We start from the raw sequence: 13,853 nt of genomic DNA, 5'->3' as shown, positions 1-13,853 counted from the left end.
GCTGGGATACTGTGGAAAGGGGGCAGGAATCTCTGGGTTCTATGCACAGAGAGCTATGGGCGGTAGGGAAAACGGTGGGCCTGGTGGATCCCTCTGGCCTTGCCTTTTGGCTGCTGGGATCCCTCTTCTTGGCTCTCCTGCTGCTTGGCGTCAGCCTGGGGGAAAGTCAGCCGCTTTCTGTCTTCAGAGGGATCCTGGGATCCCTTTCTCGAAGATTTCCCTTCCAACCTCCTAGAGGCACCCCCAGCCCAGAGGCTCGTTTTCGGGCAGCCTTGGAAGCCAGCTTGGATGCTATTTACCTGCTGGAGGCGGTGCGGGATCCCGTTACCCGCGAGATCCGCGACTTTGTCTTTGTGGATGTCAACGCCAAGGGGGAAGAGCTCATTTCCCTCCAGCGCCGGCAGATCATCGGCCAGCGGCTGTGCGAGCTGCTGCCCATCAACCGCTGGGGGGGCTTTTTTGAGAAATACAAGCGAGTGGTGGAAACCGGCATTCCTCTGGAAGAGGAGTTCCCCATTTCGGGGCAGCCGGGCTTGAAGGCCAGTTGGATCCATCACCAAGTGGTGCCGGTGGGCGATGGGGTCCTCATCACCAGCCGCGACATCAGCGAGCGGGTCAAGATGGAGCGGGCTCTACAGGAAAGCGAGTCTCGCTACCGCGCCCTCTACGAGGCCATTCCCGACTTGATTTTTGAGCTCAGCGCCGAGGGAGTCATTCTTCATTGCAAGCCTTCCCCTTACGTTCCCACCCGACATCTGCCTGAGTTTTACGTGGGTTGCCGCGCCCAAGACGTGTTTACTGGCTCGCTGAAAGAGCAGTATCCATCTCTGGCGGAGGGGGCCTTGGTCAGCCAGACGCCGCAGTACCTAGAGTACGAAGTTGAGATTGAGCCGGGGATCCGCTGCTATCGGAGAGCCTGCGTTGTCGCTCACGGGAGAGACAAAGTTTACATCCTGGTGCGGGATATCACCGAGCGGAAACAGGCGGAGTTGGCCCTTAGAGAAATGGAAGCCACCCAGCGGGCCATTCTCCAAGCCATCCCCGACCTTATTGTTCGCCTGAATCGCCAGGGCATCTGCCTGAGTTTTATTTCCGGCGGCGATGTCCATCTTGACTGCCCAGCAGAGCGCCACTTAGGTCGATCCCTCCAGGAGATTCTGCCGCTGGAGCTGGCAGAGCAGCGGCTTTTCTATGTTCAGCAAGCCCTGGCCACCCAAACCCAACAGCGCTACGAGTACAGCATTGAAGTTCAAGGGGAGGTACGCTACGAAGAGGCCCGCATTGTCCCTCTCAACAGCCAGGAAGTCCTGGTGATCGTGCGGGATATTACAGAAGCCAAGCAGGCAGAGCTGGCCTTGAAAGCCGCTGAACAGGTGCAGCGAGCCATTCTAGAAGCCATTCCCGACTTGATCTTTCGCCTGGATAGCCAGGGCATTTGCTTGAGCTTTGTCTGGGGGGGCGAGGTTGTTCCCTATAGCTCACCCGACACCTACGTGGGCCGATCCCTGCAGGAGCTTTTGCCACCGGAGTTGGCCGAGCGGCGGCTTTTCTTTGTTCAGCAGGCTATAGCTACCCAGACGCGGCAGCGCTACGACCAAAGCATCGAGATTCAAGGAGAGACCCGCCACGAAGAGGTGCGCATTGTGCCCCTCAACCCCCAAGAGGTGGTGGTGATCGTCCGCGATGTAACCGACAGGGTGCGATCCCAGCAGGCCGTCCAGGAAAGCGAGCAGAAGTTCCGGGCGCTGTTTGAGAATGCCGCTGTGGCCATCCTCATCCGCCATGCCGAGACCGGCGAGATCCTGGAGGCCAACTCCCAAGCCATTGCCGCCTACGGGTTTTCCAGCCTGGAGGAGCTGCGGGCCTTCGACACTTTGGAGCAGTCTCCCTATCGCCGGGCTTTGCAGGGGAGGGAGTTTGCTTTGCAGCCCTACTTGGAGCAGGCCCGCCAGCAGGGATCCGCCCGCTTTGAGTGGCGCTGGCAGCGGCAGGATGGCCGAGTTGTCTGGGAAGACGTGTTTGTGCAGCCCCTTGTCCTGCGCGGGATCCCGTGTTGGGTATTTACCGCAGTAGACATCACTGCCCGCAAGTCGGCAGAAGCGGAGCTGGAGCAGTTTTTCTCGGTGGCTCTGGATTTGCTTTGCATTGCCGATGCCCAAGGGTACTTTCGCCGTCTCAACCGCGCCTGGGAGACTACGCTGGGCTATTCTCTGCAGGAGCTGCAGAGCCGACCCTTTTTGGAGTGGGTTCACCCGGAAGATGTCCCCGCCACACAGGCCGCCATGCAGCAGCTTGTCGAAGAGAAACGGCTGGATCACTTCGTCAACCGCTACCGCACTCAGGACGGAAGCTATCGCTTCATCGAGTGGCGAGCCTTTTTGGACGGATCCCTGGTCTACGCCGCCGGACGGGATATCACCGTAGCCAAGCTGGCAGAAGAGCAGATGAAAGCAGCCAAGGAAGCTGCCGAAGCCGCCAGCCGCGCCAAGAGCGAGTTCCTGGCCACCATCAGCCACGAGATCCGCACCCCCATCAACGCCATTTTGGGGATGACCAGTCTACTCCTGGACACCTCCTTGGATCCGCAGCAGCAGGATTGGGTACAGACCATCCGCTATGGAGGCGAGGTGCTGCTGAACCTGATCAACGACATCCTCGATTTCTCCAAGATCGAGTCCCAAAAACTGGAACTGGAGGAAATGCCTTTTTCCTTGCCGCAGTTGGTGGAGGAGCTGCTGGATCTGATGGCAGCCCAAGCCCAGAGCAAGGATCTGGAACTGGTGGCCTGGGTGGATCCCAACCTGCCGCCAACCTTGATAGGGGATCCCAACCGGCTGCGCCAAATCCTGGCCAATCTGCTCAGCAACGCCATCAAGTTCACCCCCCAGGGAGAGGTGGTGGTGACCGTCGAGGCCGGGGAGAGGGATCCCGAAAAGCAGTGGGTAAGCGTTCAGGTGCGGGATACAGGCATTGGCATTCCCCCGGAAAAATTGGATCGCCTCTTTAAGCCCTTCAGCCAGGTGGATAGCTCCATCAGCCGCCAGTTTGGGGGCACCGGCCTGGGCTTGGCCATCAGCCAGCGTCTCTGCCAGCTCATGGGGGGAGCAATCGGGGTGGAAAGTCAGCCGGGCCAGGGATCCACTTTTCGCTTTCGCATTCCCCTGAAGAGGCCAGACCAGGAGCTGTTGCCAACCGCCGCACCGGATCCGTGCTTGGCCGGCAAGCAGGTTTTGCTGGTGGAAGACAACGCCAGTCAACGGCAGTTGCTATCCCGACTGCTGAGCGCTTGGGGCATGGAGGTAACCTGTTGCGCCTTGGCGGCAGAAGCCCAGGCTGCAGCTAGAACCCATTCTTTTGACCTAGCCCTTCTGGATGCCACTCTGCCAGGCCAGGATGGCCTAACCTTGGCGGCTAACCTGCGGAAAGCGCAACCCCACCTGTTGCCCATAGTGCTGACGGGGCGCAACTTCATCTCCACAGCAGACCCTCTCCCCACTTTGGCCAAGCCGGTCAAAGCCTCCCAACTGCGGAAGCTGCTGCTGGAGCTGGTGGGAGAAAAAGCTCCTTCTTCCTTATTTTCCTCTCCCGCCGCTCCTCCCTCCATTTGGGACGCGACCCTGGCCAGCCGCTACCCGCTTCAGATCCTGGTGGCAGAGGATAACCCGGTTAACCAGAAGGTGATTCGCCTCATGCTGGAGCGATTGGGCTACCGGCCCGATATTGTCGGCAACGGCCTAGAAGCCGTCCAAGCTCTGCGCCTGCGACCCTACGATCTGGTGTTGATGGATATGCAAATGCCGGAGCTGGATGGTCTTGCGGCCACCCGTCGCATCCGCGCTGAACTGCCCCCTGAGCGCCAGCCTCGCATTGTCGTCCTCACGGCCAATGTGTTTTCGGAAGGCCGTGCTGCTGCCCAAGCTGCTGGGGTAGATGGCTACCTCACCAAACCCTTGGAGCCAGCCGCCCTAGTCCGGGTTCTTCAGGGATCCCTTCCCCTTCCCATCCCGGCCAGCCAAGAAGAGGATCCGCCCCTCGACCCCGTTATCCTCGCTCAGCTGCAGTCAGTCCTCAGCTCCCCCCAAGCCTGGCAGGAGATGGTCCAAATCTACCGGCAAGACAGCGAGGCTCTGCTGGGATCCCTGCGGCAGGCCCTGGAGCAGCGGGATCCCCAAGCCATTGCTCGGTTGGCCCACCGCCTCAAGGGCAGCAGCAGCACCCTGGGCGCCAAACGTCTGGCTGAGCTGTGTCAGCAGTTGGAAAAGCTGGTTCATGCCGAGCCAGCCAGTTCTGTAAAATGGGATACTATAGAGCAAGCCGTGCAGAAGCTGGAGGTGGCATATCGGCAAGTTACCCTCAGTCTCTCCTCCTGAGTGCAGAGCCTTTCTCCCTCTCCTCTCAATGCCTATGCTGAGGCCTAATCCCCATCCTCCAGCCGGCTCGTCGCCGGTAGGCCCTCTTCCCGGGGCACAGCCGGGATCCCCCTCGCCTGAAAAGAAGCCGTTGTTGTTGATCGCGGACGATGAGCCCAGCCAGCGACTCGTGGTTCGCTACGCCCTTGAGCGAGAAGGCTACCAAGTCCTGGAAGCCAGCAGCGGCGAGGCTTGCTTGCAGCTAGCCGCTCAACACCCAGTGGATATGGTCTTGCTGGATGCGGTCATGCCGGATGTGGATGGGTTTGAGTGCTGTCGCCGCCTCCATGCTCAAAACTCGGATCTGCCCATCCTCATCGTCACGGCGCTGGAAGATGAGTCCTGCGTGGATGAAGCCTTTGCTGCCGGGGCCAGCGATTACATTTCCAAACCCATTCGCTGGTCGGTCTTGAAGCGGCGTATCCGTCACCTGATCCAGGCCAGCCAAGCCCAACGCCACCTGCGGGAACTTAACCAAGCCCTAGAAGCCAAAGTGCAGGAACGTACCGCCCAGCTGGCCTGCCAGGTACAGGACTTGCAGCAGCTCAGCCGCCTTAAGGATAGCTTTCTGGCCAGCGTTTCCCACGAGCTGCGCACTCCCCTCACCAAGATCAAGTTGGCCCTGGAACTGTTGGGCCGCACTCCTCTCAACGAGAAGCAGTGCCAATACCACCGCATCGCTTTGGAAGAGTGTCAGGCTGAAATTGAGCTGATCAACAAGTTGCTGGATCTGCAGAGCCTAGAAGCCAAAGAGTTGAGCTCTGCGGCTGCCGCCATCGATCTCCACAGCCTTTGCACAAGCCTGCTCGACGGGGTGCGAGAACGGGCTCAAGCCCGGCAACTGAAGCTGGAGATGGCGGAGCTGACCTCATTCCCGGCAGTGCTCTACAGCTACCCGCAGCGGCTAACCCTGATCCTGAAGGAACTGCTGGAAAATGCCTGCAAGTTTACCCAGCCGGGCGGAACCCTCCGCTTGGAGGTGCAAGCCTTTCCCGGTGGGGTTGAGCTAAGAGTCGGCAATACCGCCCAAATCGAGCCTGACCACCTGCCCCACCTTTTCGAGCGCTTTTACCGGGTGCCCTCTGAGGATCCCTGGGCGCAGCCGGGCAGCGGCCTTGGACTGGCCTTGGTGAAGCATTGGGTGGAGTATCTGCAGGGCCAAATCCGGGTCACCAGCCAGAAGGGATGGACTTGGTTTGTCCTTTGGCTGCCCAGCCTAGAGCCCTCCAACCGTTGACGCCCAAAGGCGGGTGGGAGGCAGCGATTGAGACTTTAGTGACCAACGACAGCAGCAGTCTCAGCAGTGGCAAAGGAGGTGCCACACCCACAACTGGCGACTGCGTTGGGGTTCTTGAAGCGGAAGCCACCGCCCAGCAGATCCTCGGAAAAATCGACGGTGGTGCCGCTGATCAAGGTCATGCTCAAGGGATCCACCGCCACCTGGATATCCCCAAAGTCGAAGGTGTGATCGTCAGGGTTGGCCTGAGACTCGAAGTTCATCACATAAGAGAGGCCAGAGCAGCCGCTCGGCTTGACCCCCAGACGCAGGATGGGCTGGGATCCCTCTTTTTCGTACTTGCTGCGCAGGCGCTTCAACTCTTGGATGGCGCTATCGGTCAGGGTGATCATGACGAGAAGGCTCAAGGGTACGTTCTACTCCCCATCCTATCAAGGGTTTTTTCTCGGCCAGCGAGAGCAATTGGTAAGCTAGGGATCCCAATCCCTGAGGTCTTGCCCCTGTGACAGATCCCAATGCCATTCGGATCACCTTTTTGGGCACCAGCTCCGGCATGCCCACCCGCCAGCGCAATGTCTCTGGGGTGGCGGTGCAGTTTCCCCAGCGGTCGGAATGGTGGCTGTTCGATTGCGGCGAGGGCACCCAACACCAGTTGCTGCGCCTAGATGAGCTGCGCCCCAGCCAGTTGCGCCGCATTTTTATCACCCACATGCACGGGGATCACATCTACGGCCTGCCGGGGCTGTTGGCCTCCTGTGGCTTGGGCAGCACCCCTGAGCACATCGATATCTACGGCCCGCCGGGCCTGGAAGAGTACCTGAAGGCCGTGTTGCGCTACAGCGAGACCCGGATCCCCTACGGCTTCCGCGTTCACACCGTCGAAACCGGTCTCATCCTGCAAGAGCCGGAATACTCCGTCTTCTGCGCGCCCTTGGATCACCGGGTGCCCGCCTTCGGCTACCGCGTGGTGGAACAGGATCGGCCAGGCAGCTTTAATGTGGCCAAAGCCCAAGCCGATGGGATCCCCTTTGGCCCTCTGTATGGGCAGCTCAAGGCCGGCCAATCCATCATCTGGCAGGGCCGCTGCTTTCACGGACGGGATTATGTCGGGGATCCCATTCCGGGCCGCAAATTCTCCTACTGCACCGACACGATTTTCTGCCGCAATGCCGTCGATCTCTCCCGGGCTGCGGACCTGGTCATCCACGAGGCTACCTACGCTCAGGCTGACTTGGAGCTGGCCCGCCGCTCTAAGCATTCCACCGCCGCCATGGCCGCCCAAGTGGCCGCCGAAGCCAAGGCCCAAGCTTTGATCCTCACCCACTTCAGCCCCCGCTACACCCCAGAGGCCCCCATTACCTTGGAAGACCTGCTGGCAGAAGCCCAAGCCATTTTTCCCAATACCCTGCTGGCCCGCGATCGGCTGACCTACGAGATCCCCCGTCGCAGCCCGTCCCCTCTGCCGGTGGGTGTGGGCTTGCCTCGCTAGAATGGTAGAACTGACTGTCTCAACCGGCAATGACGGATCCCAGACCCTACCCCGAACGCCCCCAATTTCCAGAGCGGCCCAAAACCGAACAACTGGATCAAAGTGCTGGCGAGTGGCGAACCTTCAGCGCTTTGCCCCCTGCCACTTCTCTGCCCCCGGTTCAAGCCGAGCGGCCAGCCCCGCAAACGGCTGCTGAGGGAGAACCCCTGCCGAAATTGGCTCCCTGGAGCAAACGAATTGGGGCTTTTGCCCTCGACTTTGGGCTGGGGCTGGGGATCTCCTACCTAGCCCAAGGCTTGGCTGCTCTGGTAGGGGCCAATGCAGGCGCCGTGGACATGACCGGCTATCTCGCCTTCTTCGCCACCTGGCTGGTGAACCGCGGCTATTTCCAATCCCGTCCTGAGGGCCAAAGCCTCGGCAAATGGCTGCTGAACATCAAAACCCTGGATCCCGAAACCGAAGCCTCGCCGCACCTGGTTCGCTCTCTGGCTCGAGAGGGAGTGCTCTCCCTCTTTGTGCTTACAGAGGCCCTGCTGGTGCCTCTGGCTGCGGATGGGCTGTTTGCCGTCTTCGACAAGGAAAAACGCCAAACCATTCACGACCGCGCCGGACGTACCCTAGTGGTGGAAGCGGAGCGGGGCTACCACCTGGATGAAAAAGTCTTGCGGTTTTTGCAGGACATCCTAGAGGGGGACGCTGCTGACGACGTCAAATCGGCTGCTCGCGACCTGCTGCGCCAAGCCCAGCGCAATGACACCGTGCGGGATCTGTCCAAGCAGTTGCAGCGCCTGAGCAAAGATGTGGATCGCAACGCCCGTAGCCTACGGCAACAAACGGGCAAGCAAGTGAAAACTTGGGTTGATTCCGTCAAGGAAAAGTTGGATAATTGGTGATCGCGCTTATCGAGGTAAACCCCCATCTCCAGCCTCAGGATCTGGGATTGCAGTTTCCTCATTGCCGTTTACCTTCGTCTTGGGATCCGTCATGGCCAAAGCAAAGGGTGCCCGCATCATCATTACTCTGGAGTGCACCGAGTGCCGCACCAACGTCAACAAGCGCTCTCCAGGCGTGAACCGCTACACCACCACCAAAAACCGCCGCAACACAACAGCCCGCTTAGAGCTGAAGAAATTCTGCCCCCACTGCAACCGCCACACCATCCACAAAGAGATTAAGTAGTTCAAGCCGTTTCGCCGTTCTCCTACTCTATGGTTTACGCTCGCCGCCGCCTGTCTCCCATCAAGCCGGGAGAACCCATTAGGTACACCGATGTGGAGCTGCTCAAGAAATTTGTTACCGAGCGTGGCAAGATCTTGCCCCGCCGCATCACCGGCCTGACCGCCAAACAGCAGCGGGAGCTCACTGCCGCGATCAAACGAGCGCGCATCATGGGTCTTCTTTACTTTGTCAACAAAGAGGGATAGCTTTCTCCGGATCCCGATGGGCCTGCAGCTTTCGCCGGAACTCCAAGCCCGCTTGTCCCAGCCCCTCAATATCGGCGGGGTAAAAGTTTTGAGCCGCGTTTTTCAGGCGCCGCTGTCAGGGGTAACCGACCAAGTCTTTCGAGGGCTGGTGCGCCGTTTTGCCCCCCACAGCTTGGTCTACACGGAAATGGTCAGTGCGACCGGCTTGCACTATGCCCGCCAGTTGCCCCGCATCATGGAGGTCGGCGAGGGAGAGCAGCCCATCGGCATCCAACTGTTTGATTGTCGGCCCGACTTTCTGGCGGAAGCAGCCCGCATGGCTGTGGACGAAGGGGCGACCTTGGTGGACATCAACATGGGCTGCCCGGTGAACAAGATTACCAAAAACGGCGGCGGCTCTTCTCTGCTTCGCGATCCCGACACGGCAGCGCGAATTGTGGAGGCGGTGGCCAACGCAGTGGAGGTGCCCGTAACCGTGAAAACGCGCCTGGGCTGGTCAGATCAGGAGATCAACATTTTGGATTTTGCCCACCGTCTGCAGGAGGCAGGGGCGCAACTGCTCACCTTGCATGCCCGGACACGCGCCCAAGGCTTCAACGGCAAAGCCCGCTGGGACTGGATCCGCCGCGTCAAACAGCACCTGCGCATTCCTGTCATCGCCAATGGGGACATTTTCTCGACAGCCGCAGCGGTGAAGTGTCTGGAGGAAACCGGAGCCGATGGGGTGATGTGCTCCCGCGGCACCATGGGCTATCCCTTTCTGGTAGGGGAGATCGATCACTTCCTGAAAACCGGTCAAGAAAGACCGGCCCCCACTCCCCTGGAGCGGATTCAAATGGCCTTAGAGCATCTGCGCGGTCTCTGGGAGTACAAGGGAGAACGTGGCATCCGTCAGGCCCGCAAGCACATGACTTGGTACATCAAAGACTTTGCCGGAGCCTCTCAATTCCGTGCTCTCCTCTGTCGCATTGAGACGGTGCAGGAAGGGGAAGCCCTGCTTCTTCAAGCCATGGAGCGCTGCCAAGAAGCCACACCTCGACCCGAAGAGGCCATTAAAACCACCGAGGAGGTCGACCTTCTCCCTGAAGCCGGTTGGGCGTAGCTCCAAGGATCCCCACAATTGGAAATTGCTTGGAAATCGCCGCACGTCTGCCTTGGCTGTAGCCTGTGGCCCCGAAAAAGGCTATTGCGCCTGCTGCTGGGACAGGGCTGCCACCAACTTTTCTCCCATTTCCTGGCAACCCACTAAAGTCATTCCCTCAGAGTAGAGGTCTGGGGTGCGGTACCCTTGCGCCAAAACGGCTTCTACCGCCTGTTCGATGCGGTCGGCAGCTTGTGGCTGATCCAAGGAGTAACGCAGCATCAGGGCGCCGGAGAGCACCTGGGCAATGGGGTTGGCTTTGTCTTGTCCGGCAATGTCGGGAGCCGACCCATGTACCGGCTCGTATAGGCCGGGGCCAGAGGATCCCAGAGAGGCAGAGGGCAGCATACCAATAGAGCCGGTCAGCATGGCCGCTTCATCGGAGAGGATATCGCCGAAGAGATTGCTCGTGAGGATGACGTCGAACTGCTTGGGCCAGCGCACCAACTGCATGGCGGCATTGTCGATGTACAGGTGGGAAAGTTCCACCTCCGGGTACTCAGCCGCAATGACATTGACCCGCTCCCGCCACAGTTGCGACACCTCGAGAACGTTGGCTTTGTCCACCGAGCAGAGCTTGCGCCGGCGTTTGCGGGCCAGCTCAAAGGCAACTCGGGCAATCCGATCCACCTCAGCTTCGCTATAGACCATGGTGTTCACGCCGCGCCGAGATCCTTGGGCATCCGTGAAGATTCCCTTAGGTTGGCCGAAGTAAATGCCCCCCGTCAGCTCCCGCACTACCACCAGGTCGATCCCCGAGATCACCTCTGGCTTCAGGGAGGAGGCCCCCACCAGTTGAGGGAAGACCTTCACCGGGCGCAAGTTGGCAAACAGCCCCAGCCCCGCCCTCAAGCCCAACAAGGCCTGCTCCGGGCGTTTCTCAGGAGGCAGAGCGTCATACTTGAAGTCGCCGACAGCAGCCAGATAAACGGCATCGCTCTCTTGAGCCATTTTCAGGGTTTCTGCCGGCAAGGGATCCCCAGTCTGGTCGTAGGCAGCCCCGCCGATTAGGCCCTCTTGCCACTGGAGAGCAAATCCCATCTGCCGGGCAACTGCATCCAAAACGGCTCGTCCCACCCGCATGATTTCGGGGCCGATGCCATCTCCGGCAAGGGCTGTGATCCGATAGGTTCGAGCAGTTGAAGAAGAAGTGCTCATGAGCGGTCAAGCTGAAGATGAGGGCGTAGAGATACTACCATTTCGGCGGACTTGCCCATCCCTTGGCACACAGGTTTGCAGACAACTCCTCTAAAAAGCTCTCCAAATAACAAAGTGCAGCCTGGCCACCAACCTGCTGCACTCTGATGGTGATTCTGATGGTGATGATGACGATCAACCCATCAAGCGGGAGTCCCAGATGTTCTTTTAGAACAAGCCCAAGGTGACCCACTTATCCAAGGGCAAGGTGGCACCTATGCCCAGGTAGAGGGTGACCAAGGTGCCGATCAGGAACACCGTTGTCGCCACCGGACGGCGCAAGGGGTTTTGGAACTTGTTGACGTTTTCGATGAAGGGCACAAACAAGAGACCCACAGGAATGGCAGACATCAGAGCAATTCCCAACAGCTTGTTGGGAGCAATCCGCAGGATGTGGAAGGCGGGGTAGAGATACCATTCCGGCAGAATTTCCAGAGGCGTAGCAAAGGGATCCGCCGGCTCCCCTACACCTGCCGGATCCATGACTGACAGGCCAACGATCACTCCAATAGTGCCCAGGATCACCACCGGAAACATAAAGAGCAAATCGTTGGGCCAAGCGGGCTCACCATAGGTCATGTGGCCCATGTTTTTCTTCAGCTTGGCTACAACTTTGGGGTTGTCTAGATCAACCTTGCGGGTAATGGCCTCGGTCGCTATCACCTGTTTTGAGACGGCCATGGGAGTTCTCCTTATCTAGGGACAAAAGTTCTGAAAAAGTGGCAGGTAAAGATCCCAGTTACCAGGTAAAGTCAAAGGCGTCTGGGAGTCAAACCTTGCTCACAAAGGCCCAGAAATGCCTTGGCGGCGGATCATCAAAAAGTGCATGGTCATAAAGACCGCAGTCAGCCAGGGTAGCACGAAAGTGTGCAAGCTGTAGAAGCGAGTCAGGGTAGCTTGACCAACCGCTTCGCCACCCCGGATCAGTTGCACCAACAAGTCGCCCACCACCGGAATGGCACTGGGCACACCGGAGACGATCTTGACTGCCCAGTAGCCCACCTGATCCCAGGGCAGGGAGTAGCCGGTAACGCCGAAGGAGACGGTCAGCACCGCCAAGATCACGCCGGTTACCCAGGTCAGCTCACGGGGCTTTTTGAATCCCCCTGTCAGATAGACCCGGAAGGTGTGTAGGATCATCATCAGCACCATCATGGAGGCGCTCCAACGGTGGATGGAGCGCAACAGCCAGCCGAAGTTCACCTGGGTCATGATGTAGTTCACCGACTCAAAAGCCTCGGCCACCGTCGGACGATAGTAAAACGTCATGGCGAAGCCGGTGGCAAACTGAATTAAGAAGCACACCAGCGTCACCCCGCCGAGGCAGTAGAAGATGTTAACGTGAGGCGGAATGAATTTCCCTGTTGCGTCGTCGACGAAAGGCGTAATCTCCAGCCGCTCGTCCAACCAGTCGTAAACTTTGCTCATAATGCCTGCAATTCTTGAAATTGGATCTCGAGGGTGGGGCAAGCCCACTCCACTCAGCAATGTAACACAATCTTTTAACACCATCCTGGCGTCGGGCTCAGCTTGGGGACGAAGATCTCGATCCCAGGAGGCCAGGCAAGTTTTCGATATTGCGTTTTGTTCATGTTTCTTAATGTTTTTTGGGATCGATGGTTGTGCAGAAGCCGAGATACACAGGGATCCGCTGGAGAGGGTGGGGGATCCGCCTTGTCTTGCTTGGGTGTTTGCTCTGGGCGAGTTTGGGCATTGGCGCCTGTCCAGGGCAGGCCAGCCGCTGGGGAGAAGAGCAGCAACTGCTGGCGCAGGCTTGGGCCTATGTGGATCGGGCCTATGTGGATCCGGGGTTTAACGGGCAAAACTGGTGGCAGGTGCGGCAACGGTTTCTCTCCCGGCCCTTAAAGGAGCGCAAGCAGACCTATCAGGCCATTGAGGAGATGTTGGCCACTCTGGGGGATCCCTTTACCCGCTTTCTGGACAGAGAGCACTACCTCAGCCTGCAGACCTCTACAGCCGGCGAGCTGAGTGGTGTCGGCTTGCAGATTGCCATCGATGAGCAGGGGGCGGTGCGGGTGATTGCCCCCATGGAAGGCACTCCTGCCGAGCAGGCCGGGATCCAACCCCAGGATGAGATTTTGGCGGTGGATCGGGTGCCGGTGGCGGGGCTGAGCCTGGACGAAGTGGCCGAGCGGATGCGGGGGCGCAGCGGCACGCCGGTTACTTTGAAGCTGAGGCGGCAGGATCGCATTTGGGAGGTGGAGCTGGTACGCCAATCGATCACCATCAACCCCGTGCGCACCCGTTTTTTTGAGCTGCCTCAGGGATCGGTGGCCTACATTCGCCTCAGCCAGTTCAACGGCAATGCTGCCGCTCAAGTCCGCCAAGCCATTCGGGCCGCAGAAGCTCAAGGGGTGCGGGGCTACATTCTCGATTTGCGCAACAATCCGGGGGGACTCTTGCAGGCGGCCATTGAGATCGCCCGCTTCTGGATCCCCAAGGGTGACATTGTGCTGGTGACGGATCGCCACGGCATTCAAGACAGCATTCCCGCCACCGGCGAGGTGCTCACAGAGGCGCCGCTGGTGGTCTTGGTAAATCAGGGCAGCGCCAGTGCCAGTGAAGTGTTGGCCGGGGCACTTCAGGATAGTGGGCGAGCCCAACTGGTAGGAACGCGCACCTTTGGCAAGGGTCTGATTCAATCCCTGCTGGAGCTGGCGGATGGATCGGGGCTGGCGGTGACCACGGCCAAGTACCTCACCCCCAGCGGCCACGACATTCATCGCCAGGGGATCCAGCCCGATGTGGTGGTGGCGGAGGGATCCGTTCCTCTGACGGCGGAAACCTTGGCCGGGCCGGAGGACATCCAGCTCCAGCGAGCCTTGGAGTTGTTGGGGCAGACCCAAGGGATCCCGGTGGCCAAAAGCCCGTGAGGAAGGGGATCCCACGGTAGAACTCAATCGTTGGCATTCAGGATTTGGATTCCTGGTTGTTT

12 protein-coding genes are annotated in these 13,853 nt (G+C 59.3%); 8 read left to right on the top strand and 4 right to left on the bottom strand.

The window, feature by feature from the left end:
- The first annotated feature begins 41 nt into the window (after positions 1-41).
- Positions 42-4,370, top strand: a complete 4,329-nt coding sequence (locus tag ACVWY9_RS01155; protein ID WP_457387258.1) for a PAS domain S-box protein — start codon at positions 42-44, stop codon at positions 4,368-4,370.
- 34 nt (positions 4,371-4,404) lie between these two features.
- Positions 4,405-5,646 carry a hybrid sensor histidine kinase/response regulator gene (locus ACVWY9_RS01150; RefSeq protein ID WP_457387257.1) on the top strand — a complete coding sequence of 414 codons (1,242 nt, stop codon included), beginning with the start codon at positions 4,405-4,407 and terminating at the stop codon, positions 5,644-5,646.
- Between the two features lie 35 nt (positions 5,647-5,681).
- On the opposite strand, the gene ACVWY9_RS01145 is transcribed toward ACVWY9_RS01150, so the two are convergent.
- Positions 5,682-6,038, bottom strand: a complete 357-nt coding sequence (locus ACVWY9_RS01145; protein ID WP_457385211.1) for a HesB/IscA family protein — start codon at positions 6,036-6,038, stop codon at positions 5,682-5,684.
- A gap of 110 nt (positions 6,039-6,148) precedes the next feature.
- Here ACVWY9_RS01145 and ACVWY9_RS01140 point away from each other — a divergent pair, with 110 nt between their 5' ends.
- The 5 genes from ACVWY9_RS01140 (at position 6,149) to dusB (ending at position 9,661) form a co-directional block, all read left to right on the top strand.
- The gene (locus ACVWY9_RS01140; protein WP_011433242.1) at positions 6,149-7,135 is read left to right on the top strand and encodes a ribonuclease Z; all 987 of its coding nucleotides are present in this window, start codon (positions 6,149-6,151) and stop codon (positions 7,133-7,135) included.
- Between the two features lie 29 nt (positions 7,136-7,164).
- Positions 7,165-8,028, top strand: a complete 864-nt coding sequence (locus ACVWY9_RS01135) for an RDD family protein (protein WP_457387256.1) — start codon at positions 7,165-7,167, stop codon at positions 8,026-8,028.
- Between the two features lie 91 nt (positions 8,029-8,119).
- Positions 8,120-8,314: a 50S ribosomal protein L33 gene (gene rpmG, locus ACVWY9_RS01130; protein ID WP_457387255.1), complete on the top strand. Its 195-nt coding sequence runs from the start codon at positions 8,120-8,122 to the stop codon at positions 8,312-8,314.
- Between the two features lie 29 nt (positions 8,315-8,343).
- Positions 8,344-8,559, top strand: a complete 216-nt coding sequence (gene rpsR / locus ACVWY9_RS01125; protein ID WP_011433239.1) for a 30S ribosomal protein S18 — start codon at positions 8,344-8,346, stop codon at positions 8,557-8,559.
- A 16-nt stretch (positions 8,560-8,575) separates the two neighbouring features.
- Entirely contained in the window at positions 8,576-9,661 is a 1,086-nt protein-coding gene (gene dusB, locus ACVWY9_RS01120) for a tRNA dihydrouridine synthase DusB (RefSeq protein ID WP_414375158.1), read from the top strand.
- 81 nt (positions 9,662-9,742) lie between these two features.
- Here dusB and leuB read toward each other — a convergent pair whose 3' ends face one another.
- From leuB to petB, 3 genes are all read right to left on the bottom strand, one after another.
- A complete protein-coding gene (gene leuB / locus ACVWY9_RS01115; RefSeq protein ID WP_457387254.1) occupies positions 9,743-10,858 on the bottom strand; it encodes a 3-isopropylmalate dehydrogenase in 1,116 nt (371 codons plus the stop codon).
- Between the two features lie 207 nt (positions 10,859-11,065).
- The gene (gene petD / locus ACVWY9_RS01110; RefSeq protein WP_011433236.1) at positions 11,066-11,578 is read right to left on the bottom strand and encodes a cytochrome b6-f complex subunit IV; all 513 of its coding nucleotides are present in this window, start codon (positions 11,576-11,578) and stop codon (positions 11,066-11,068) included.
- A 99-nt stretch (positions 11,579-11,677) separates the two neighbouring features.
- Positions 11,678-12,325 (bottom strand): cytochrome b6, encoded by a 648-nt coding sequence (petB, locus tag ACVWY9_RS01105; RefSeq protein ID WP_041436518.1) that lies wholly within the window; start codon positions 12,323-12,325, stop codon positions 11,678-11,680.
- A 188-nt stretch (positions 12,326-12,513) separates the two neighbouring features.
- On the opposite strand from petB, the gene ACVWY9_RS01100 reads away from it, so the two are divergent.
- Entirely contained in the window at positions 12,514-13,791 is a 1,278-nt protein-coding gene (locus tag ACVWY9_RS01100) for a S41 family peptidase (RefSeq protein WP_457387253.1), read from the top strand.
- The last annotated feature ends 62 nt before the right edge of the window (positions 13,792-13,853 follow it).

The sequence above is a fragment of the Thermostichus sp. OS-CIW-31 genome, from assembly GCF_054060305.1.
This window is presented reverse-complemented; position numbering and strand designations above follow the sequence as displayed.